At 68.0% G+C, this 22580-nt stretch carries 19 protein-coding genes and 1 pseudogene; 6 read left to right on the top strand and 14 right to left on the bottom strand.

Annotated features, from left to right (window positions below; genetic code table 11):
* Positions 1-187: 187 nt before the first annotated feature.
* From ACFQ91_RS07765 to ACFQ91_RS07730, 8 genes are all read right to left on the bottom strand, one after another.
* Positions 188-1474 (bottom strand): MFS transporter, encoded by a 1287-nt coding sequence (locus ACFQ91_RS07765; RefSeq protein WP_198500707.1) that lies wholly within the window; start codon positions 1472-1474, stop codon positions 188-190.
* Positions 1471-2319, bottom strand: coding sequence for a nitroreductase family protein (locus ACFQ91_RS07760; protein WP_232623853.1), 849 nt, complete (start codon positions 2317-2319; stop codon positions 1471-1473). Before ACFQ91_RS07760 ends, ACFQ91_RS07765 begins: the two co-directional genes overlap by 4 nt.
* Positions 2320-2850, bottom strand: a complete 531-nt coding sequence (gene msrA, locus ACFQ91_RS07755; protein WP_198500706.1) for a peptide-methionine (S)-S-oxide reductase MsrA — start codon at positions 2848-2850, stop codon at positions 2320-2322.
* 173 nt (positions 2851-3023) lie between these two features.
* Positions 3024-4187 (bottom strand): hypothetical protein, encoded by a 1164-nt coding sequence (locus ACFQ91_RS07750; RefSeq protein ID WP_198500705.1) that lies wholly within the window; start codon positions 4185-4187, stop codon positions 3024-3026.
* Positions 4188-4267: 80 nt separating this feature from the next.
* Positions 4268-4933 (bottom strand): peptide deformylase, encoded by a 666-nt coding sequence (locus tag ACFQ91_RS07745; RefSeq protein WP_198500704.1) that lies wholly within the window; start codon positions 4931-4933, stop codon positions 4268-4270.
* Positions 4934-4956: 23 nt separating this feature from the next.
* Positions 4957-5760 carry a CoA ester lyase gene (locus tag ACFQ91_RS07740; RefSeq protein WP_198500703.1) on the bottom strand — a complete coding sequence of 268 codons (804 nt, stop codon included), beginning with the start codon at positions 5758-5760 and terminating at the stop codon, positions 4957-4959.
* An 11-nt stretch (positions 5761-5771) separates the two neighbouring features.
* The gene (locus tag ACFQ91_RS07735; RefSeq protein WP_198500702.1) at positions 5772-6359 is read right to left on the bottom strand and encodes a MaoC family dehydratase; all 588 of its coding nucleotides are present in this window, start codon (positions 6357-6359) and stop codon (positions 5772-5774) included.
* An 87-nt stretch (positions 6360-6446) separates the two neighbouring features.
* Positions 6447-7643 carry an MFS transporter gene (locus ACFQ91_RS07730; RefSeq protein ID WP_198500701.1) on the bottom strand — a complete coding sequence of 399 codons (1197 nt, stop codon included), beginning with the start codon at positions 7641-7643 and terminating at the stop codon, positions 6447-6449.
* A 186-nt stretch (positions 7644-7829) separates the two neighbouring features.
* On the opposite strand from ACFQ91_RS07730, the gene ACFQ91_RS07725 reads away from it, so the two are divergent.
* The 4 genes from ACFQ91_RS07725 to ACFQ91_RS07710 all read left to right on the top strand — a co-directional run bounded on the left by ACFQ91_RS07725 (position 7830) and on the right by ACFQ91_RS07710 (position 11826).
* Positions 7830-8438, top strand: coding sequence for a TetR/AcrR family transcriptional regulator (locus tag ACFQ91_RS07725; protein WP_198500700.1), 609 nt, complete (start codon positions 7830-7832; stop codon positions 8436-8438).
* Between the two features lie 204 nt (positions 8439-8642).
* On the top strand, positions 8643-9464 hold the full coding sequence (locus ACFQ91_RS07720; RefSeq protein WP_198500699.1) for an HAD-IIA family hydrolase: 822 nt from the start codon (positions 8643-8645) through the stop codon (positions 9462-9464).
* Between the two features lie 160 nt (positions 9465-9624).
* Positions 9625-10398, top strand: a complete 774-nt coding sequence (locus ACFQ91_RS07715) for a DUF899 domain-containing protein (protein ID WP_198500698.1) — start codon at positions 9625-9627, stop codon at positions 10396-10398.
* A 93-nt stretch (positions 10399-10491) separates the two neighbouring features.
* Positions 10492-11826 carry a DUF2254 family protein gene (locus ACFQ91_RS07710; protein WP_198500697.1) on the top strand — a complete coding sequence of 445 codons (1335 nt, stop codon included), beginning with the start codon at positions 10492-10494 and terminating at the stop codon, positions 11824-11826.
* Positions 11827-11934: 108 nt separating this feature from the next.
* Here ACFQ91_RS07710 and cls read toward each other — a convergent pair whose 3' ends face one another.
* The 4 genes from cls to ACFQ91_RS07690 all read right to left on the bottom strand — a co-directional run bounded on the left by cls (position 11935) and on the right by ACFQ91_RS07690 (position 18575).
* Positions 11935-13422: a cardiolipin synthase gene (gene cls / locus ACFQ91_RS07705; RefSeq protein ID WP_198500696.1), complete on the bottom strand. Its 1488-nt coding sequence runs from the start codon at positions 13420-13422 to the stop codon at positions 11935-11937.
* Positions 13423-13663: 241 nt separating this feature from the next.
* A complete protein-coding gene (locus tag ACFQ91_RS07700) occupies positions 13664-14836 on the bottom strand; it encodes an acyl-CoA dehydrogenase family protein (RefSeq protein WP_198500695.1) in 1173 nt (390 codons plus the stop codon).
* A 59-nt stretch (positions 14837-14895) separates the two neighbouring features.
* Positions 14896-16953 carry an acetyl-CoA carboxylase biotin carboxylase subunit gene (locus ACFQ91_RS07695; RefSeq protein WP_198500694.1) on the bottom strand — a complete coding sequence of 686 codons (2058 nt, stop codon included), beginning with the start codon at positions 16951-16953 and terminating at the stop codon, positions 14896-14898.
* Between the two features lie 8 nt (positions 16954-16961).
* Positions 16962-18575 carry a carboxyl transferase domain-containing protein gene (locus ACFQ91_RS07690; protein WP_198500693.1) on the bottom strand — a complete coding sequence of 538 codons (1614 nt, stop codon included), beginning with the start codon at positions 18573-18575 and terminating at the stop codon, positions 16962-16964.
* A 113-nt stretch (positions 18576-18688) separates the two neighbouring features.
* Between ACFQ91_RS07690 and ACFQ91_RS07685 the strand changes: the two genes are divergently transcribed.
* Entirely contained in the window at positions 18689-19285 is a 597-nt protein-coding gene (locus ACFQ91_RS07685; protein ID WP_198500692.1) for a TetR/AcrR family transcriptional regulator, read from the top strand.
* Positions 19286-19474: 189 nt separating this feature from the next.
* Here ACFQ91_RS07685 and ACFQ91_RS07680 read toward each other — a convergent pair whose 3' ends face one another.
* Positions 19475-20938, bottom strand: a complete 1464-nt coding sequence (locus tag ACFQ91_RS07680) for a P-loop ATPase, Sll1717 family (RefSeq protein ID WP_198500691.1) — start codon at positions 20936-20938, stop codon at positions 19475-19477.
* Between the two features lie 251 nt (positions 20939-21189).
* On the opposite strand from ACFQ91_RS07680, the pseudogene ACFQ91_RS07675 reads away from it, so the two are divergent.
* Positions 21190-21483: pseudogene (locus ACFQ91_RS07675) on the top strand (TetR/AcrR family transcriptional regulator); the annotation flags it as partial.
* Between the two features lie 42 nt (positions 21484-21525).
* On the opposite strand, the gene ACFQ91_RS07670 reads toward ACFQ91_RS07675, so the two are convergent.
* A complete protein-coding gene (locus tag ACFQ91_RS07670) occupies positions 21526-22446 on the bottom strand; it encodes an NADP-dependent oxidoreductase (protein ID WP_376870726.1) in 921 nt (306 codons plus the stop codon).
* Positions 22447-22580 lie beyond the last annotated feature (134 nt).

The following is a 22580-nucleotide window of genomic DNA, read 5'->3' as shown; positions in this document are numbered from 1 at the left end:
CGTATTTGTCGGTTGGGGGCGTCGATGGCGACGGGGCCGCTGGCGAGGGTGTCGGTTGAGCGCGTAACTGTCGGTTGGGGGCGTCGGTGTCGGCGGCGACGGTGGCGAGGGTGCCGGTTGAGAGCGTATTTGTCGGTTGGGGCGTCGATGGCGGCGGCGAGGGCGCCGGCGCAGACCGCGAACGCGCCTACTCGGCGGCCGTCGTTCGCGGGCGGGTCTCGCGGCCGGTGAGCCAGACGGCTGCGGCGATGAGGCCGAGGGCACCGGTGAGGAGGAACGCGGCGGAATAGCTCGCGTGGTCGATGACGACGCCGGCGATGACGGGGCCGAGGATCGCCCCGCCGTCGAGGGCCATCTGGTACTTCGCGAGCACCCGGCCGCCCTTGCGGTCACGGCCGATGACGTCGGCGACCGCGGCCTGCTGGGCGGGATTGGCGAGACCCGAGCCGATGCCTGCGATGATCGAGAGGACGAAGAAGAGCCAGATCGTCTCCGTGAATGCCAGGGCCGCGGTCGAGACCCCGAGGACGGTGAGGCCCCAGAGGATGAACGGCTTGCGGCCGTACGTGTCGGCGAAGCGGCCGACGACGGCGACGGCCGAGGCGTTGCCGATCGCGAACATCGTCAGCGCCAGTCCCGCCACGGCGGTATCGGCGCGCAGGATCTGGATCGCGAAGAGCGGGTAGATGGCCACGCGGATGCCCATCGCCGACCAGCCCTGGACGAACGCGGAGACGAGCGCCGCACGGTAGGCGGAGTCCCGCCACGCCTGCCGGAACGTCATGACCTCCTGAACGCGCTCGTCCTGTGCGGCCTCGCGCCGGGCCCGCCCGGACTTCGTCGCCGACCCCGCCGAGGCGGTCGAGGCGAGGAACACGCGCACGACGCCGGCGGCGATGACGAGGCCGATCGCGTAGATGAGGAAGGGCAGGCGCATCCCCCACCCGGCCATGAGTCCGCCGAGCACGGGGCCGGCGATGCCGCCGACGAGGAACGCGGTGGCATAGGTGCTCGACGCCTTCGCCCTGGCATCGACGGGGGCGAGACGGATGATGAGCGCCATCGCGGAGACGGTGAACATCGTCGAGCCGATGCCGCCGAGGCCGCGGAAGATCAGCAGCTGCCAGTAGTTCTGGGCGAACGCGACCGCCGCCGTGGAGGCGGCGACGACGAGGAGCCCGGTGATGTAGATTCGCCGTTCCCCGAAGGCGTCGACGAGGCGGCCGGAGGTCGGGGAGAAGACGAACCGGAAGAACGCGAAGGAGGAGACGACGATCGTCGCCGCCGTCACCCCGAAGTCGAAGCTCGCCGCGAACTGCGGGAGGACGGGGGCGATGATGCCGTAGCCCAGCGCCACGATGAACGCGGCCGCGACGAGGACGTAGATCTCCTTCGGCAGGCGGCGATCGGCAGCGAGTGGGGCGCTGTCCGGATCGGCGGCCGCCTCGTCGCGCTGCCCCTCCTCGCCTCTCACAGGGTGTCGAGGAACTGATCGGGGTCGGGCAGGGGGCGGGTGCTCGTCGTCAGACGGGCCCGATAGCGCTCGGGCACGGCCCCGATGTAGAACCAGCCCATGAGCAGCTCACTGTCGGTCAGCCGGTGGAGGCGGCGGACGGCGGGTTCGTTCGTCAGGGTGCCGCTGCGCCACATCACACCCCAGCCGGCCTGCCAGAGGGCGAGTTCGAGCAGGTGTCCGGCACCGGCCGCGGTCGCGTGCTGCTCCCATTCGGGGACCTTAGGGTGCGGTGTCGGCGAGGCGACGAGCGCGAGGAGGAGTTCGGCGCGCAGGGGCTTCGTGTTGACCTCACCGGGCGCGCGGGTGACGCCCGCGGCCTCGTCGAGGGCGGCGCCGAGGCGGAGGCGGTCGTCCCCGCGGATGATGACGAACCGCCACGGCTTGAGCGCCTTGTGGTCGGCGACGGAGGAGATGATGCGGATGATCTCCCGCAGATCGGAGTCGCTCGGGGTCTCCGAGTCGACCTTCGAGATCGAGCGCCGTGTCGCCAGGGCGTGGAGGACCGGGTCGGTGAGCGCGTCGATCGAACTCGGCTGCGAATAGTCCGGTCCCGTGCGCGACTCCTCCCCCGCCTCGGCGAGGGTGGGCCCCACCGCGGTCGGGAACGGATCCCCGGAATCGGTGGGCATAGTCTCGCCCGACGGTCCGGCGGCGGTTCTCACGGCCTGGGCGGCGAGTCTCTTCGCCCACGGACCGGTCTCTCCGTCGAGGAAATGGGTGCGCGCGAGCTCACGCTCGGCGGTCGAGCGCTTCGGCTTCTTGGCCGCCTTCTTCCCACAGCCGGACTTCTTCTTGCTCCCCACTCAGCTCACCCAGTTCGCGTAGGCCTTCCGCGCCTTCGACAGCTTCGGGTCGATGATCACCCGGCAGTAGCCGTTGTCGGGGTTGTTCGTGTAGAAGTCCTGGTGGACGGTCTCGGCCGGGTAGTAGGTGCCGAGCGGTTCGAGGGTCGTGACGATCGGGTCGTCGAAGTACTCCTGGGCTTCGGCGATCGCCTTCTCGAACTCGGCCTTCTCCTCGTCGTCGCGGTAGAACATCGCCGACCGGTACTGGGTGCCGACGTCGTAGCCCTGGCGGTTGAGGCTCGTCGGGTCGTGACCGGTGAAGAAGAGGCCGAGGATGATGCTCTCGGGCACGATTTCCGGATCGAAGGTGACCTGGAGGGCCTCCGCGTGGCCGGTCGTTCCGCCGGCGACTTCACGGTAGTGCGGGTCGGGGGTGTCGCCGCCGGTGTATCCGGAGACCACCGAGGTGACGCCCTTGGTGCGCTGGTAGACGGCATCGAGGCACCAGAAGCATCCGGCGCCGAGCGTGAGGGTGCGAAGTTCGCTCATAGTTGGTACAACGGCTTTCGGTTCAGCGTATTCCCGGGCCCGCGTTCGGGGCGCCCGGGATCGTTCAGCAGTGTAGCCGACGGCGTGGTGCTCGACGGCCCGCGGTTCGAGAACGTGGAGTCCGACGGCGTGGGACCCGACGACTCGGTGCTCGACGGCTCGGTGCTGATCGCTCAGCTGCGGTCGGTGCGGAACGTCAGGTCAGCCGGTCGCGGCCAGTCGGCGAGCGTGAGCGGCGGTGGTTCCGGGGCGTCGTCGACGACCACCGCAACGCCGTCGAGGTCCTCGTCATCGAAGGTGTCCGGGTAGCCTTCCACGCCGTCGGGGTGGAGGGTCCCCGGTGCTGAGGCGTCGAGGCGCTCGGCGGTCTCCGCAGCCAGGACGAGGTCCTCGCCGTCCTCGGCGGCGAGGAGCTCGATGCGCGCGAGCAGTCCCTCGGAGATCTCGAGGCTGAGTTCGAGCCCCGTGGGTTCGTCGTCGCCGGTCGCACCGGTCAGCGCCTCCCCGGCCTCGACGACGCCGACGACGGGGTAGGTCTGGGTGGCGGGCACCGCAGCGGGCGCGTCCGAGTCGAGGTAGACGTCGATGCTCGTGATGTCCTCCTCGGCGAGCAGTGCCGCCAGATCCTCGTCACTGAGCTCGATCGGATCGCTGCCGGGGAACTGCTTCGTCGAGTACGGCACCCACACGAAGAACCGGGCGTGCTCGAGTTGGGCCCGGACCACCTCGGCGACGTCCTGGGACTGCGGGTGCGGCTGGTCGAGGATCGCCTCGACGGAGGCCCGGATGTGAGGGGGCAGTTCGATCTCGACGGGGGCGAAGGCGGTGTGTCCGTCGATCGCCTCGGCCGCGACGAACTCCTCGGCCTTGTCGAGGGCGAACGCGGTGACGGCCATGACCGTCGAGTTCACCGCGGCGTTGAGCCCCCGGCCGACGCCGGTCGGCAGCTTCGCATCCCAGCGGTCCTTGATGTCCTGGATCGGCGTCCACAGGGCCCAGCTCGCGACTCCGGCGGCGACCGCGGCGGCAACGTTGAGCACGGCCTGCGACTTCCATGTATCGGCCTCGACCGTCCACGCCTCGGAATCCTCACCGTCGACATCGAGCTGCCCGAATGCCGTGTCGTCATCGGCGAACGCGGAGTCCTGGTCGGCGAATGCCTTCGTGCCTCCGAGCCAGGTCAGGGCGGCCGTGGCCACTGCGTAGGCGGCGCGGACCACGGGTTCCTGACCGGCGGTGAAGTCACGGCGGCGGACGATGCTCTGCGCTCCGGAGCCGAGCGTGGAGACGGCGCGGACGAGGAGGCGATGGCGTTGGGGGATATCGGGGAGGCGCATGTCCACATCGAATCACGCGCACCTGAAGCGCGGGTGTGAACTCGCTGGCCGGACGGCGACGCTCGCCGGACGGCGAAGGCTCAGAGCACGAGCGAGCTCGGCAGGGTGAATCCGAGTTCCGCGGCGGCCGTCTGCGTCGAGGGCTGGTTCCACAGCCGCGCGACCGCCTCGTTCGTCGCCAGCGACCGCATCTCGGCCTTGTCGAGGAAGAGGATCCCGCCGAGGTGGTCGGTCTCGTGGGCGACGATGCGCGCTGACCAGCCGGTGACCTCCTCGGCGAAGGGGGTGCCGTCGAGCTCTTCACCGCGCAGGGCGATCGTCCGCGGGCGGGCGACGACGGCCTGGTAGCCGGGGATCGACAGGCAGCCTTCGTAGAAGGCGACCCGCTCTGACGTAGACGGCTCGTAGGAGGCGTTGACAATGGTGCGGAACGGAAGCGGCTCCCGCTCGCGCACCGCAGCGGCTTCGGGGCTGATGGCGGCGGGGTCCTCGGCGACGAAGAGGGACAGCCCGACACCGACCTGGGGGCCGGCGAGTCCGACGCCCGGGGCGGCGCGCATGGTCGCTCGCATCACCTCGGCGAGGCGGGCCAGCGTCGCATCGTCGACCTGTCCGGTAAACGGCAGCACCGGGGTCCGCAGGATCGGGTCGCCGGCATCGACGATGGGGGCGATGCCGCCGCCCGCCTCGGCGGCCGCGAGGACGGCATGGATCTGGTCGGCGACGAGACGGTCGGTGAGCTGCACTGGGTTCTCCTGAATGCGTGGGGTCAGCGGGCGCGGGCGACGATGAGCTCGGCGTGCTTGAGCAGCGGGGCGTCGATCATCTTGCCCTCGTAGGCGAACGCGCCCTTCTCCGTCTTCGCACGCTCGAGGACGGCGTTGGCCCAGGTGAGCTGGTCGTCGCTGGGGCGGAAGGCCTCGCGGACGACGGGCACGTGGTTGGGGTGGATGGAGACCTTGCCGCTGAATCCGGATTCGACGGCGTCGTCGGCTTCGGCGGCGAGACCGTCGTGGTCGGGGATGTCGGCCCAGATCGAATCGAGCGCGTACTTCCCGTGGGCGCGGGCGGCGAGCAGGGTCGAGCTGCGCACGTGGGCGACGACGTCACGCCACGTCCCGTCTGCCCGGCGGGAGGAGCCCCCGCCGAGGTCGGCGATGAGGTCCTCGGAGCCCCACATCAGGCCGTAGGTGTTGTCGGCGGCGGCGATCTCGGCGACGTGCAGGGCGCCGAGCGCGGTTTCGATGAGGGCGATGACCTCGAACCCGGCGAGGATCGTCAGATCGTCGGCCGACTCCGTCTTCGGCAGCATGACGGCCGTGTAGTCGGTCTGCGCGAGCATCCGCAGGTCGTCGGCGAGGTGCGCGGAGTCGCGGGCGTTCACGCGCACGACGGTGCGGGCGGGATCGAGCGGGTAGTCGATGATCGCTTCGCGCGCCGCGTCCTTGTCGGCGTCGTTGACGGCGTCCTCGAGGTCGAGGATGACGATGTCGGAGCGTTCGGCGGCCTTCTGGAACCGGTCGGGCCGGTCGCCGGGGACGAAGAGCCAGGCGGGGGCGAATTCGAGTGCCATGGTCGGTCTCCTCACTTCTCCGTCTGCGGGGCCGCGGCCTGCGGGGATTCGGTCTGCGGGGATTCGGAGGGGGCCGCGGTCTGCGGTGTCGTCGCGGACCCCGCGGTCGCCTCGGCGGGCTTGGCATGGGACGAGTCGAACATCATCGTCTGGCGCACGGCCTTCGCGACGAGCTGGCCGTTCTGGTTGTAGCCGCGGTGTTCGAGGGTGACGATGCCCTGTCCGGGGCGGGACTTCGAGGCGCGCTTGTCGAGGATCGTCGTCTCCGCGTAGAGGGTGTCGCCGTGGAAGAGCGGGGCGGGGAAGCTGACCTCGGAGAAGCCGAGGTTGCCGACGATCGTGCCCTGGGTGAGCTGGGAGACGGACAGGCCGATGAGCGTGGCGAGGGTGAACATCGAGTTGACGAGGCGCTGCCCGAAGGGCTCGGTCTCGGCGAAGGCGGCATCGAGGTGGAGGGCCTGCGTGTTCATCGTCACCGCGGTGAACCACGTGTTGTCGGCCTCGGTGATCGTCCGGCCCGGCGCGTGCTTGTAGACGGTGCCGACTTCCATCTCGTCGAGCCACAGTCCGCGCTGTTCGATGACCTTGCTCTCGCTCATTCTCGCTCCTTCGTCGTGATGTTTCGAGCTTACCCGTCAGCTGGGTCACAGTCTGCGGCAGGTGCGGTTGCCCCGGGGCCCGCACGATCACCGCCGAAGCGGTCCGAGGAACGCTCCGACCACGGCGGTGCCGGCGGCGACCGCGAACGCGGGACCGGCGCCGAGCCCGGTGATGAGGGCCCCGAGGAGCGGTGCGCCGAGGGCCTGGCCGACGGCGATGAGGAGGAAGGCGAGTCCGACGCCGGCCGCGGGCGCCCGGTCGTAGACCTCGGTGCCCCAGACGAGGAGGAGCCCGGTCAGGGCGATGTAGACGGCCCCGAAGACCGCGGCGGCCGCCCAGGCACCGGCGATGCTGCCGGGCACGGCGGCGAAGAGCAGGGTCGATGCGGCGAGGATGAGCATCGCGACGAGCCAGCCGCGGCGCAGTCCCACCGTCGCGGCGAGGTCCCCGGAGACGGCACCGAGCATGCCGAAGGTGCCGAGGAGGATCCAGGCGATCGCCGAGGCGGTCTCCCCCATGCCGCCGACGCCGACGAGGAGGTCGCGGCCGAACGTCCACACGGCGGCGCTCGCAAATCCCATGAGCGCCGAGGCGGTCATCAGCGGCGTGCTTCCGCGCGGGAGGAGCGGGCGGGGCAGGAAAGCGGGCTCGGCGATCCCGGGCCGGCGCGGTGAGGGTGTCGCGGCCCTGGCACCGCCGGGTGAGGGGACGGCGCGCAGGATCCAGAGGGTGACAAGGGCGGAGAGGACGGCGAAGGCGATCCATGCCCAGCGCCACTGGCCGAGGGTGAGCAGGGCGATCGGTCCGGCGACGGCGACGCCGAGTCCTGTGCCGGCGTTGATGACCGTCTGGGTCCGACCGCGGACGGACGAGCGCACGGACTGCGCGACGGCTTGGGCGAGCGGCGGTGAGGCGACACCGGTGCTCGATCCGGCGATGAGGACACCGATCGCGAGCATCGTCGTGGTGGGGGCTGCGGCGATGAGCGCGGTGCCAATCGTCGCGATGATCCCGGCGCAGGCGGCGATGGGACGGGCACCGCAGCGCGGGGTGAGGATCGTCGCGGCGACGATCGCCAGGCAGTAGGCGATGTACGACCCCGAGGCGATTGCCCCGGCCGTCTGTGCGTCGAGTCCGAAGTCCGCGCGGAATGCCGGGAGGAACAGTCCGAAGGCGAAGCGCGCGAGGCCGTAGCAGGCGGCGATGAGGCTGAGTCCGGCCGCCGCGAGGGCCAGAGTGCCGCGGCGGCCGAGGAGTGCTGCGCCGGTGTCGGTCGAGGTCATTGCGGAGATCTCCGGGGCTCGTCGTCGAGTCGCCGGCGAACAGTGCCGCCAGGCAACTTCACAGGTCTGTGAACTAGTGTGATCACAAGTACACTGATCTGTAAAGTGGGAGCGCAGTCGCACGGCGCAACGCCCGGCCGCGCCGGACGGAATCCCGCACGACTCCCCCGCGACAGGAGGACACTGATGACGACCACGACGGCAGAAGACCCCCTCACTCCCCCGCAGCTCACCGCCGGGGCGCAGCGCATCCTCGAGACAGCTGCGGGTCTCTTCTACTCCCGCGGCCTCCATGCCGTCGGCGTCGACACGATCGCTCACGAGTCGGGGAGGACGAAGCGGACGCTCTATGACCGATTCGGCTCGAAGGACGCCCTCGTCGTCACGTACCTGCAGGTCAGGCACCACACCTGGTGGTCGCGCCTGGAGCAGCGGCTCGCAGCGCTCGACGTCGACGACATCGACGAGAGGTCGGCAGCCCGCGACCGCGTGCTCGCCGTCGTCGACTCCTACTCACTCGACGCCGATACGACGGCCGAACGCGGGTGCGCGTTCGTCAACGCCGCGGCCGAACTGCCCGCCGACCATCCCGGCCGCGCTGTCATCCGGGCGCACAAGGCGCGCGTCGTCGATCTCCTCGCCGGTATCCTCGACACCGGCGGACACCCCGCACCCGAAGCCCTCGCCGAGCATGTGTTCCTCATCCTCGAAGGCGCGATCGTCCACCGCGGCCTCGACGGCGACGACCACCGCCTGCAGAGCGCCCGGGCCCTCATCGGCGATCTCCTCGCCTGAATCACCAGGCCTCCCGCCTGCCCCTGAGCTGCGGGAGGATGACACCTTCCGCAATCGCACGCTGCAGTCCCTCGCCGCGGTCGACCACCTCGGCGAATGAGGCGAAGTCCACCCGGGCCAGCCCGCCCTTTCCCCGCGGAATCCGACTAGGCTGAAGGCAACGGGCCCACCGAGTGGCAACCGCACCCGAGACCGAGGAGAGCGATGGACCGCGATTCGATCGACTGCTGGCTGACCGACATGGACGGCGTCCTGGTCAGGGAGAACAACGCCCTGCCCGGTGCCTCGGAGCTGCTCGCGCAGTGGCGGCGCAAGGACATCCCGTTCCTCGTCCTGACGAACAACTCGATCTACACCGCCCGTGACCTCTCCGCGAGGCTGCGCTCGAACGGTCTCGAGGTTCCCGAGGACAACATCTGGACCTCGGCGATGGCGACCGCGGACTTCCTCTCCCACCAGGTCGACCACGGCTCGGCCTATGTCGTCGGTGAGGCGGGTCTGACCACCGCGATCCACGAAGCCGGGTTCATCATGACGGAGAACGACCCCGACTTCGTCGTCGTCGGCGAGACCCACAACTACTCGTTCGAGGCGATCACGAAGGCGATCCGGCTCATCGACTCCGGCTCGCGCTTCATCGTCACCAACCCCGATGCGACCGGACCGAGCCCCGAGGGGGTCCTGCCGGCCACCGGTGCGATCGCCGCGCTCATCACGAAGGCGACGAACCGCGAACCCTACGTCGTCGGCAAACCCAACCCGATGATGTTCCGGTCGGCCCTCAACAAGATCGGCGCGCACTCGAAGTCCACCGCGATGATCGGCGACCGCATGGACACCGACATCATCGCCGGCATGGAGGCGGGCATGCACACCGTCCTCGTCCTCTCAGGGATTTCTACCGCCGAGGATGTCCGCCGCTATCCGTTCCGCCCCGACGAGATCCTCGACGGCGTCTACGACCTCCTCGACGTCCCGCTCGATCAGCAGACCGACCTCGGCGCCGACGTCACCGGCTCCGCGTGAGCTGACGCCCGGCACCCGCATCACGGGTCAGAGCCTCGCCGAGGTGGATCGCGCCCGATTCTCGACGCAGATTCGAGCTCGATCCACCTCGGGGGCCGGCATCACTCGGCGCGACCGGCCCAAGCAGCCCTAGACTCACTTTCATCATAAAAGTTATGTGATGGAGGTCACCATGCGCTATCCCGAGATCGTCGACGAGGACACCTGGGTCACCGCACGCCGGCGCCTGCTCGACGAGGAGAAGGACCTGACGAAGCGGATCGACGCCGTCAATGCCGCGCGCCGCCGCTTGCCGATGGTGAAAGTCGAGAAGGACTACCGTCTCACCGGCCCCGACGGGGAGGTCACGCTCCGCGCGCTGTTCGGCGATTCGCCGCAGCTCATCGTCCAGCACTTCATGTTCGATCCCAGCTGGGACCAGGGCTGTACGAGCTGCACGGCGATGGCCGACAGCTCCGCCCACCCCGCCGTCCTCGACCAACTGGCCAAACGGGGCACTGCCTTCGCCGCGGTCTCCCGCGCACCGCTGGAGAAGATCGAAGCCTACCGGACGGCGCGGGGCTGGTCGTTCCCGTGGTTCTCCTCGGCGGACAGCGACTTCAACCTCGACTTCCACGTCACCCTCAACCCCGAGGCGGCACCGCCGAACTACAACTTCCGCTCCGCCGACGAGCTCATCGCGGCCGGTCAGGAATGGCTGACGACCTATCGGGGCGAGCAGCCGGGGATCAGCGTCTTCCTCCGAGACGGCGACGACATCTTCCACACCTATTCGGTCTACGCCCGCGGGCTCGAGGTGATGATGCCGGCCTACGGCATGCTCGATCTCACCGCCCTCGGCCGGCAGGAGAGCTGGGAGGAGCCTGCCGGACGCGCACCCGTCCTCTTCCGCCACGATGCCGGAGTGCTCAGTCCGGAGACCGTCGCTCAGTGAGCGGCACCCGCGGACCTCCCCGCCGGCCCGCGGCCGGGATAGACTCTCCACCACCCGGCCCAGCGGCCGACGACGGAGACGCAAGGAGGCCCGATGCCGCGGCAGCACACCGAGATCCGGGAGACCGCCTCCGACCGGCGGGAATGGCGCAGGATCCGTCGGCACCTGCGGCCGGCGACGATGTGGGGCGTCCCGCTCAGGCTCCTCATCGCCGCCGCGGTCCTCGGCGTGCTCACCCCGCTCGTCGACCGTCAGCTCGCGACCGTCTTCAACTCCTATCCGGACCTCGACTCGGGCAGCGTCGGCTCCCTGCTCGGCATCATCTCAGGCGCCATGGTCACCCTCGCCGGCCTCGCCTTCGCCGCCCTGACAACGGCGATGAGCCTCGGCATCACGGCGATGTCCGTGCGCCTGGCTCCCCTGCTCCAAGCCGATCGCGTCGTCCAGTGGGCGCTCGGCTCGTTCATCGCGACTTTCGTCTATGCGCTGCTCATCGCCCTGAGCATCGCGCTCGGCGAGGACAGCTACAAGCCATGGGCGGGCACGATCAGTGCCGTGACCGCCACCCTCGCGTGCGCGGTGATGTTCCTCGCCTTCGTCGTCCGCGTCTGCCAGCTCCTCACCTCCGGTGCCCTGCTGCGCAAACTCGCCCGGGACGGCTGGAGAGCCACCCGCTATCTGCCGAAGAAATTCCCCGCCGAGGCGGCTGCGGTGTCCCAGCGCTCCGTGCCCGACGGTCATCCGGTGCACCGGCAGCGCCCCGGCCGGGGCGGCGATGCGCTGCTGGCGGTCAACACCCCGCGCCTGCTCGACTTCGAAGACGCGTGGCACTGCACGATCGAACTCGTCCCCACCGTCGGCTCCCCCGTGCCGGTGCGCACCCTCCTCTTCCGCACGAGCGTCGAACTGAGCAGCAAGCAGGCCGCCGAGCTGGAGAAGGCCGTCGCATTCGGCGACATCGAATCCGCCGCGAACGGACCGTTCGGAGCGATCCGCACCATCGTCGACATCGCACTCAAAGCGCTGTCACCGGCGGTCAACGACCCGTCCCGGGCGGTGCAGGCCCTCGACCAGATCGAGGCCATCCTCATCGGCCTCTCACCCCTGGTCGCACAGCAGGAGCGCACGCTCGCGGCCAGCCCAGACGCCTCGGTGCTGCGGGATTGGACCCGCAGCTGGACCGAGTACATCGAAGCGGCGACCGACGAGATCCGCCAGTTCGGGACGTCGTCGATCCAGATCCAGCGGCGTCTGCGGGCGCTCTTCGCCACCCTGTCCTCCGTCGTCCCGGAATCCCAGCGGCCTCCGCTCGAGGCCCGCGTGGCTGTGCTCGACCGCGGCACGGACCGCTGGTGGCACGACCCGCTCGACCGCAGGCTCGCCACGGTCAGGGATCCCGAGGGCATCGGCGGAGCCGAACACGACTGAATCGGCCCGCACGCCGAGCCCCGCACGCCGAGCCCGTACGTCGAGCCCGTACGTCGAGCCCAGCACAGCGAGCCTGGCACGCCGAAGCCGCCACGCAGTGCCGAGTCCTTACGCGAGCGCCGACATCAGCCGCATCGCCGACTCCATGTACCGGCGCGTCCACGGTCGCTTCATCCATTCGTCGAGGGTGAGCTCGTGGCTCTTCTCCCGGTAGTCGTCGATGACTGCGGAGATGTCGGGCACGAGGTTGCCGCCGGTCGTGAGCAGGCTGATCTCGTAGTTGAGTCCGAAGGAGCGCATGTCCATGTTCGAGGACCCCATGACCCCGTACTCGCCGTCGACGACGAAGCACTTCGTGTGGAGGACCGCGGGCTTCGGGTAGAGGTAGATGCGCACCCCCGCCTCGAGGAGGGCCTGGTAGTACGAGGCCTGGGCGCGGCCGACGACGTACTGGTCGGCTTCCTCGCTGACGTAGAGCTCGACGTCGACGCCGCGGTAGGACGCGGTGTTGATCGCGGCGAGCAGGGATTCGTCGGGGATGAAGTAGGGGCTGACGATCGAGAGCTTCTTCTGAGCGAGGTAGAAGAGCGAGTTGAAGACCTTGAGGTTCGGCTCCGTCGTGAACCCGGGCCCCGATGGGATGAGCTGCATTCCGCAGACGTCTCCCCCGACGTCCGGCTCCGGCGCAGTGCCCTCGTAGTCGCGGATGCCCAGCTCCTCACCGCATTCGGAGTACCAGTCGGTGGCGAAGACCGCTTCGATCGAGGCGACGATCTCGCCGCTGACCTCGACCATGATGTCGTGCCAATGCCGCCCGACCTTGATGTTGGCCTTCATGTCGTAGGTCGAGTCGATCATGTTCTGCGAGCCCATCATCGCCCGCTTCCCGTCGACGACGAGGAGTTTGCGGTGATTGCGCAGATCGATCCGCCGCAGCTTGCCCCGCCACGGGATGAACGGGAGCATGAGGTGCCATTCGATCCCGGCCGCGGTCAGCCGCTTGCCGAGCGAATGGAATCCCGGGTACTTCCGCGACCCGATGTGATCGTAGAGGACCCGGACGTGGACGCCGCGGGCCGCTGCACGCTTGAGGGCTTCGAAGAACACGTCGGTCGTCTGGTCCCACGCCATGATGTAGATCTGCACATGAACGTACTTCTGCGCCCCGTCGACGAGCTCGGCCATCCGCTCGATCGTCGAATCGTAGTCCATCGTGATGCCGTGGTTGGTGCCGGTGACCATCGGCAGCGCGGTGAGGTTGCGACCGAGTTCGGCGATGAGGTCGAAGTCGCGCGGGGCCTTCAGCGACGGCGGCACATCGGGCAGGTCGTCGGCGCCCTTGTGCATGAGCTCGTTCGCCATCGCCTGGATCCGGGCGCGCCGCCGGTTGATGTAGGGGCTGCCGATGAGGAGGAAGAGCGGGATGCCGACGATGGGCAGGAAGAGGATGAGCAGCAGCCACGCCGAGGACGATGACGGCCGCCGGTTCTCCGGCACGACGCCGATCGCGATGATCTTCACGATGTACTCGATGACGATCCACGTCACCGACGCCACGGTCGCCCAATTGATGGTCGCCCAATCGATGGTGTTCACCCGCAGCCTCCGTTCGTGGGGTTGAGGTCAACCCTAACCGCCGAGGCGGCCCCCGGAGCCCGCACGCCCGCACAGGATCGCACGGGGCAGCGGTGGGAACCGCCTCGGCGGGGCGATGTTGAGCGGCGTGCCCGGGCCGACGTCACCACCGGGTCACGGAATCAGCGTCCCCCGGCGGCACCTCAATCCCAGCACCGCGACATCGGCACCGGCGGCGCCGCAGAACCTGCGCCCGACGAGGTCAGAGCCCGAGTTCGCGGGCGATGAGCATGAGCTGGACTTCCGTCGTGCCCTCGCCGACCTCGAGGATCTTCGAGTCGCGGTAGTGGCGGGCGACGAGGTATTCGTTCATGAAGCCGTAGCCGCCGTGGATCTGCGTGGCGTCGCGGGCGTTGTCCATGGCCGCGTCACCGGCGATCATCTTCGCGATCGCCGCTTCCTTCTTGAACGGCAGACCCGCGAGCATGCGGGAGGCGGCGAGGTAGTACGCGGCGCGGGCGGCGACGACGCGGGCCTCCATGCGGGCGATCTTGAACTGGATGCCCTGGAAGTCGGCGATCGGGTGGCCGAACGCCTGACGCTCCTTCGCGTACTTGACGGACTCGTCGACGCAGCCCTGGGCGGCGCCGACGGAGAGCGCGCCGACGGCGATGCGGCCCTCGTCGAGGATGCGGAGGAAGTTCGCGTAGCCGCGGCCGCGTTCGCCGAGCAGGTTCTCCTCGGGGACCTCGACGTTGTCGAACGTCAGCGGGTGCGTGTCCGAGGAGTTCCAGCCGACCTTGTCGTACGGGGGTTCGGCGGTGAAGCCGGGGGTGCCTGCGGGGATGATGATCGTCGAGATCTCCGGCACCTCACGGCCCGACTTCGAGGTCTTCGTCCCGGTCACAGCCGTGGCGGTGACGAGACGGGTGATGTCGGTGCCGGAGTTCGTGATGAAGGACTTCGACCCGTTGATCGTCCACGTGCCGTTCTCGAGCGTCGCCTTCGTCCGGGTGCCCCCGGCGTCGGAACCGGCTTCGGGTTCGGTGAGTCCGAAGGCGGCGAGCCCGGAGGCGTCGGTGAGCTTCGGCAGCCATTCCCGCTTCTGCTCCTCGGTGCCGAACCGGTAGATCGGCATCGCGCCGAGCGACACCCCGGCCTCGAGGGTGATGGCCAGGGACTGGTTGACGCGGGCGATCTCCTCGATCGCCAGGCACAGCGCGAAGTAGTCTCCGCCCATGCCGCCGTACTCCTCGTCGAAGGGCAGGCCGAAGAGGCCCATCTGCCCCATCTTCGCCACGAGGTCGTAGGGGAACTCGTGCTTCGCGTCGAGTTCGGCGCTGACGGGGGCGACCTCCTCGTCGGCGAACTTCGCAACGCCTTGACGCAGATCCTCGTATTCTTCGGGCAGCATGCCCGGGACGAAAGTGCTCATCGTGTCCTCTCCGCCGGTGGGCGTGGTTTCGCTGGTGTGTGCGGTCTGTGGTGCGGTGGTCATGCGGCGCCGCCCTTCCCGACGACCGCGACCGCCGTCTCCGTCTCAGTCGCGGAATCCGCGGCGGCCGTGTCGAGGTCGGCGGCGCTGTCGTCGACGACGGTGGCGAGCACCTCGTCGAGGGCCACCTGGGCGCCGGGCACCGCGGTGACGGTGACGGTGCCGGTGGCCGGGGCGGTGAGCACGTGCTCCATCTTCATCGCCTCGACGACGACGATCGCGTCGCCCGCCTCGACATGGGCGCCGGATTCGACCTTGACGTCGACGACCGAGCCGGGCATCGGGGCGAGCACCTCTGCCCCGCCGGCCCCGGGTGTGAGCGAGGTGTCGGCCTGCGGGCGGGTGAAGACGTGGATGCCGCGGTCGCCGGTCACCCAGATCGACCGGTCAGCGGCGTCGGAGAAGACCCGGCCGGTGTGCTGGGTGCCGTCGATGAGGACGTGCCAGGTGCCGTCGTCGCCGACGCTGACGTCGTCGACGGCGCTCGTGACGTCGACCGTCTCCCCGTCGACGGTGAGGGCGACCGTGGGGCGGAAGTCCGGACGCGAAGTGCGGAAGGGCAGCGCCCGCGCCCACGCCGAGGCGGTCCCCCGACCCAGCGCGTCCGCGGTGAGCTCCCCGGTCACCTCGGTGCCGGCCCGGCCCTGCGTGCGGAGGACGGCGGCGGTCGCGATCTGCCGGTCGATCTCCCCGGCTGTGTGGGCGAGCTGATCCTCGCCGAGGCGGTCGATGAGCGAGGTGTCGAGGTCACCGGCGACGACCTCGGGGAGGGTGGCCAGGGTGCGGAGGAAGTCGATGTTCGTCACGATACCCGGCACCGCCGAGGCCGCGAGCGCGGCGTCGAGGCGGGCGAGGGCGGTGGCTCGGTCAGGGCCCGAGACGATGAGCTTGGCGATCATCGGATCGTAGTCGGAGGCGACCCGCTGACCGGCGTCGAGTCCGGAGTCGACGCGGATGCCCTCCCCGGCGGGGAAGACGACGTCGAGCGCGCGGCCGCCGGTGGGGAGGAATCCGCGGGCGGGATCCTCGGCGTAGATGCGGGCCTCGATCGCGTGCCCGGTCAGGGTGATGTCGTCCTGGCTCAGCGGCAGCTCCTCCCCCGCGCCGACGCGCAGCTGGAGTTCGACGAGGTCGACCCCGGTGACCTCCTCGGTGACGGGGTGCTCGACCTGGAGGCGGGTGTTCATCTCCATGAAGAAGAACTCGTCGGGCCGGTCGGCGCCGACGATGAATTCGACGGTGCCGGCGCCGCGGTAGCCCACGGACCGTGCCGTCTCGATCGCCGCCTGGCCGATCCGCTCCCGGGTCGCCGCGTCGAGGAGGGCCGAGGGAGCTTCCTCGATGACCTTCTGGTGGCGGCGCTGCAGGGAGCATTCGCGTTCGCCCAGGTGGATGACGTTCCCGTGCGCATCGGCCATGACCTGGACCTCGATGTGGCGCGGGGTGGCGACGAGGCGTTCGAGGAAGAGGGTGTCGTCGCCGAAGGAGTTCGCGGCCTCGCGACGTGCGGTCTCGAGAGCGGCGGGCAGAGCTGCGGGCTCGAAGACCGCGTGCATGCCCTTGCCGCCGCCACCGGCCGAGGGCTTGATGAGGACGGGGTAGCCGATGTCCTCGGCGGCGGCGATGAGCGCCTCATTGCTCAGCCCGGCGTCCTTCGTGCCGGGCACGAGCGGCACGCCGCGGGCGGAGACGGCCTGCTTCGCGGTGATCTTGTCGCCCATCGTCCGGATCGCCTCGGGTCCGGGACCGAGGAAGACGATGCCGGCGGCCTCACACGCGGCAGAGAAGTCGGCGTTCTCGGAGAGGAAGCCGTAGCCGGGATGGATGGCCTGGGCCCCGGTCGCCTGGGCGGCCGCGATGACCTTGTCGATGTCGAGGTAGGACTCCGAGGCGGCGGCGGGACCGAGCCGCACGGCGGTGTCGGCGGCCCTGACGTGGGCGGCGTGCGCGTCGGCGTCGGAGTAGACGGCGACGGTCCGGATGCCGAGGCGCTTCGCGGTGCGGATGACGCGCAGGGCGATCTCGCCGCGGTTGGCGATGAGGATGGTGTCGAACATTGGTCAGCTCACATTCTGAAGACGCCGTAGCCGGCGGCGTCGAGCGGTCGGCTCAGGGGCGAGAAGCGGGCGAGGTCGAGGGCGAGCGCGAGGATCTCGCGGGTGTCCTGAGGTTCGATGATGCCGTCGTCCCACAGCCTGGCCGTCGAGTAGTACGGGTTGCCCTGGGCTTCGTACTGGTCGCGGATGGGCTGCTTGAACTCGTCTTCGGCCTCGGCCGACCACGTCTCGCCGCGGGACTCGATCTGGTCGCGTTTGACGGTGGAGAGGACACTGGCGGCCTGTTCGCCGCCCATCACGGAGATGCGGGCGTTGGGCCACATCCACAGGAAGCGCGGGGAGTAGGCGCGCCCGCACATCGAGTAGTTGCCGGCGCCGAAGGATCCGCCGATGACGACGGTGAATTTCGGGACGCGGGCGGTGGCGACGGCGTTGACCATCTTCGCCCCGTGCTTGGCGATGCCGCCGGCCTCGTAGTCGCGGCCGACCATGAAGCCGGAGATGTTCTGGAGGAAGACGAGCGGGATCGTCCGCTGGTCGCAGAGTTCGATGAAGTGGGCGCCCTTCTGGGCGGATTCGCCGAAGAGGATGCCGTTGTTGGCGATGATGCCGACGGGGTGGCCGTCGATGTGGGCGAAGCCGGTGACGAGGCTCGTGCCGTACTCGGCCTTGAACTCGTGGAACTGCGAGCCGTCAACGAGGCGGGCGATGACCTCGTGGACGTCATAGGGGACCTTCGAGTCGACGGGGACGATCGAGGTGAGCTCCTCCGGTGAGTGGAGCGGTTCCTGCGGTTCGATGACGTCCCAGTTCGGCGCCGGCTTCGGTCCGAGGGTGGAGACGATGTCGCGCATGATCTCGAGTGCGTGCGCGTCGTTGGCCGCGAGGTGGTCGGTGACGCCGGAGACCCGGGAGTGCAGGGCACCGCCGCCGAGGTCCTCGGCGCTGACCTCTTCGCCGGTCGCGGCTTTGACCAGCGGCGGGCCGCCGAGGAAGATCGTGCCCTGTTCGGAGACGATGATCGATTCGTCGGCCATCGCCGGGACGTAGGCGCCGCCGGCGGTCGAGGAGCCGAGGACGGCGGCGAGCTGCGGGATGCCCGCGGCGGACAGGGTCGCCTGGTTGTAGAAGATCCGACCGAAGTGCTCGCGGTCGGGGAAGACGTCGTCCTGGTTGGGCAGGTTCGCACCGCCGGAGTCGACGAGGTAGATGCAGGGCAGCCGGTTGTCCTTCGCGATCTCCTGGGCCCGCAGGTGCTTCTTCACCGTCACCGGGTAGTAGGTCCCGCCCTTGACGGTGGCGTCGTTGGCGACGATGACGCATTCGCGCCCGGCGACCCGGCCGATGCCGGTGATGATCCCGGCGCCCGGGCTCGCGTCGTCGTACATCCCGTTCGCCGCGAGCGGGGAGAGTTCGAGGAAGGGGGTGCCGGGGTCGAGGAGGGCCTCGACGCGATCGCGGGGCAGGAGCTTGCCGCGGTCGATGTGCCTCTGCCTGGACTTCTCGGGTCCGCCGAGCGCGGTGGCGCTGATGCGGTCCCGGAGTTCGGCGATGAGCGCGGCGTGCGCGTCGGCGTTGGCCTGCCCGGCCGCCGGGTTGGCCGCAGTTCCCACTGCTCTCATTCCCTGGTCCCCTCACTGCAGTTTCAGTTAATGGTGATTAACTGACTGCTATGATACTGCTCACGGTCGAGTGTGACAACGCGCACGACCACCGAGCACGAATGTGAGTGGGAATGAAGCAGACGGAAGCGACGTCGCCGCGCGCGGCGGCGAAGGCGGCCAGGCGCGAGCAGCTGCTCGCGGTGGCGAAGACGCTCTTCGCCCGGCACGGCTTCCACGGGGTCCGCCTCGAGGACCTGGCCAAGGGCGTGGGCATCTCCGCACCCGCGGTCTACCGGCACTTCGAGTCGAAGGAGGCCGTCCTCGAGGAGCTCCTCGTCGGGATCTCCCAGTACCTGCAGACCGGCGGGGATGCGATCGCCTCCCGGAACGCCGAGGCGGTGCCGACGCTGCGGGCGCTCGTCGACTTCCACATCGACTTCGCGATGTCCGAGCCCGATCTCATCCGCATCCAGGACCGCGATTTCGCCGCCCTGCCCGACGGGTCGCGGCGCACGGTGCGGCGCCTGCAGCGGCAGTACGTGAGCGAATGGGCGGCCGTCGCGGCGCAGGCCCACCCGGACTGGTCGCTCGAGGCCGCGACCGTGCGCGTCCACGCGGCGTTCGGGATGATGAATTCGACGCCGTACCTCGCCCGCAGCTCCAGCGCCGAGGTGGTCCGCCGCGAGCTGCGGGCGGCAGCGACCGCGGCGCTGGGGCTATCAAAGTAAGAGTATCTATCGAGTTCTCGTCGGACGCCACGGTGCCCTATAGGCAACAAAACCAGGACGAGGTCAAATGTACGTGCACGGAAACTGCAAGAAAGATTCACGTCAGAAGCATCCGTTGCTTGAACTGAGTTCTCTCTAAACGAGCCCACATTTCGCCACCCAACCTCAATCACAGAGATACCAGCACGTTCAGGTCCACGGTCGATTCCAGGCTCGTGTCAATGCATCATGAAGCATATATTGATGATGACGGCTAAACCCGGCACCGCTGACATTGCGATAAGCAAAGTCAGTATACTTTCCATTGCGCATACCTATTCCCCCAACATCGAACAGCTGTTTCAGCAGTTGACGGATTTCATGTGTTTCAATTTCACCTTCTAGCTCTCGCTGGAGGTACTCGAAAGAAAACATGCGCCTAGGGCTTGTTCGCAACACATCCTCAAAACTTCTTAGGCGAGGCGTCTTATTCGGCGGCAAAACTCCCGCAAGGTTGTCGAATATTTCACCCACGAAATACTCAATGCAGTAGCGTTTTAACGCACTCTCAGCAATCGCCTGCGGGATTGCCGAACGTCCACCGTATTCAAGTTTCATGTAATTCAATGCCGCGATAATGTCACGCGGCAATAGACGGGTATGATCCAGGATCGCGGTTGGAATGTCGGGATATATCCACGCCCTGTGATTGGCAAAGTACTGTTTTACCAGATTAATCTGAGGATGGCGCACGGATGTTTTTCCTTGAACCAAGTTCCAAAGATCATTCTGAGGCCCAATGCCGCCAGCATTCCAGTCTAGGTGGACCGCTTTTTGCTTCATCTTGTTCAGATCGGGCCCCGAAAGCACATCAAAAATATCTGAGCGAACTGCGGTAACAAACAAATACGGCAGCCGACTAGCTTTCGACCACTTGTTCAGAGAATTGATCGCCTGGATCAAACCGGTAAGAGAATTCCACTCGTCATGATCTTCAAAGAAGAACGAATCCAATCCATCCAGTGCAATCAAATGCCGACTTTCACTTGGATTCTCGATCAAGGTTTCCTTAATGAACGCCGAGGCCTCCAATGGGCCCTGAGATGTAAATTCGTTGTTTTTTTCGGACCTGCCAAATTCACTGCTAAGAAATTTGAGATCCATCTTGATCGGACCCATTTTCCACTTTGTTACCGCCCCGATCCAATCATTTGTAATGTATCCTTGCTTACGCAGTCCAGAAATTAGTTGCTCAAGTTGCCGATGGGCGGAAGTCGCACCTACATCATTCGATAGCGAGGACAACAGCCTCAACAAAAGCAAAAATTCCCATCCAGATTGAGTCCTCGAAGCGCCCAGCGATTGTCCGCTTCCGAAGCCTGTGACATCGTTAACCGGGAAGCCGGCGAGATCCCAGAGCATAAAGAACCGGTTCGGGTCGCCTTGCCATTTGAGCCTAATATGCTCTAGAACTGCCGTTTTTCCTGATCCCTTCGGGCCAAGCAATAACCAAAGATTGCGAGTTTCGATGCCGTATGCCGCTTCACGATAATCGAAGTAACCGTTTAACAGTAGTTCGGGCTCGTCGATTGCTTCTTGAGTAGCATCTATGTCTCCGAAGTTGAGATCACTGAACTTCGGGGAGAGTTCGCGCGGGGATGTCTTCTTCGCCATTTCGTTAGTCTAGACCGTCGGCGCGCCAGGGCGTGAACGAAAGTCTGAGTCAAGTTCTAGGCGACTACTGATGGCGAAAATTTCGGCCGACAGCAGTTCAAACTCCTCTGCCGTTTGAGAAGCTGGCTCTCCAGGCACGAGCGCGGCCAATGTCTACAAGCGTATCGGTATCTCCAGTATTGCCTATGCCGAAGCTACGGTGACTTGGTTAGGGAGCCCTGCGAGGCGCGCCATGAGGCGTACGTACATTTTTCGGCTTCGCGATGTCCGAGCCCGATCTCATCCGCATCCAGGACCGCGATTTCGCCGCCCTGCCCGACGGGTCGCGGCGCACGGTGCGGCGTCTGCAGCGGCAGTACGTGAGCGAATGGGCGGCCGTCGCGGCGCAGGCCCACCCGGACTGGTCGCTCGAGGCCGCAACCGTGCGCGTCCACGCGGCGTTCGGGATGATGAATTCGACGCCGTACCTCGCCCGCAGCTCCGGCGCCGAGGTGGTCCGCCGCGAGCTGCGGGCGGCAGCGACCGCGGCGCTGGGGATCGGCTGAGCCCCGGCCGCGGACGGATCCGCCGGCCGGGATGCGGGCCGGTCAGGGGACGATGACGAGCTTGCCGCGGGTGTGCCCGGTCGCGCTCGAGCGGAACGCGTCGGCCACCTCGGCGAGGGGGAAGATCTCTGCGACATCGACGGTGAGCTTGCCCGCGTCGACGAGCTCGGTGAGCCGGGCCGTCGTCGCTCCATCGGGACGCACCCAGATGTAGCGTCCGCCGTGCTCGGTCACGGTCGGGTCGGCGATCGAGGCGTGGGCTCCGTCGTCGGCGAGGACGGCGAGCGTGGTCTCGAGCTGTCCGCCGACGAAATCGGCGACGGCGTCGACGGGACCGCCTGCGAGCTCCGTGACCCGGTCGGCCAGGCCCTCGCCGTAGGTGACGGGTTCGGCCCCGAGACCCGTCAGGCAGTCGTGGTTGCGCTCCGAGGCGGTGCCGATGACACGGGCGCCGGCGGCCTTGGCGATCTGGACGGCCATGCTGCCGACACCGCCGGCGGCACCGTGGATGAGGACGGTCTTCCCGTCGAGGTCGCCGAGGGCGTCGAGGGTGCGCAGGGCGGTGTTGCCGGCCAGCGGCAGTCCCCCGGCCTGTTCCCAGGTCAGTCCCGCGGGCTTCTTCGTCACGGCGTGGACGGGGACGGCGACCTTCTCCGCGAAGGTGCCGCCGCCGAGGACGTCCTTGCGGGCGTAGGCGACGACCTCATCGCCGATCTCGAACTCCGGGGTGTCGAAGCCGAGGCCGATGACGATGCCGGCGACGTCCCAGCCGGGGATGACGGGGAACTGGGTGGGCAGGAACTTCTCGAGCCCGCCGCCGACGAGCTTCCAGTCGACGGGGTTGACCCCCGCGGCCTTGACCTCGATGAGGACGGAGGCCGGCGGGACCTTCGGATCCTCGATCTCTCGGACGGTGATGTCGTCGAAGTCATCGGTGAACTGGTCATAGACCGCTGCGCGCATCGCGCCTCCTCAAAGGGGCTGTCGAGTCAGATGTGCGGGCACCGTTGTGCGCCCGTGCGACGCACAACGCCCCCGGCCCGCGCGCTATTCCGCCGGAGTCCCCGACGATGTCAGTGCCCCGGCGTAGTCTCATG

This window comes from Brevibacterium sp. NPDC056726, assembly GCF_042790515.1.
In the GTDB taxonomy this organism is placed as follows: Bacteria; Actinomycetota; Actinomycetes; order Actinomycetales; family Brevibacteriaceae; genus Brevibacterium; species Brevibacterium sanguinis.
This window is presented reverse-complemented; position numbering and strand designations above follow the sequence as displayed.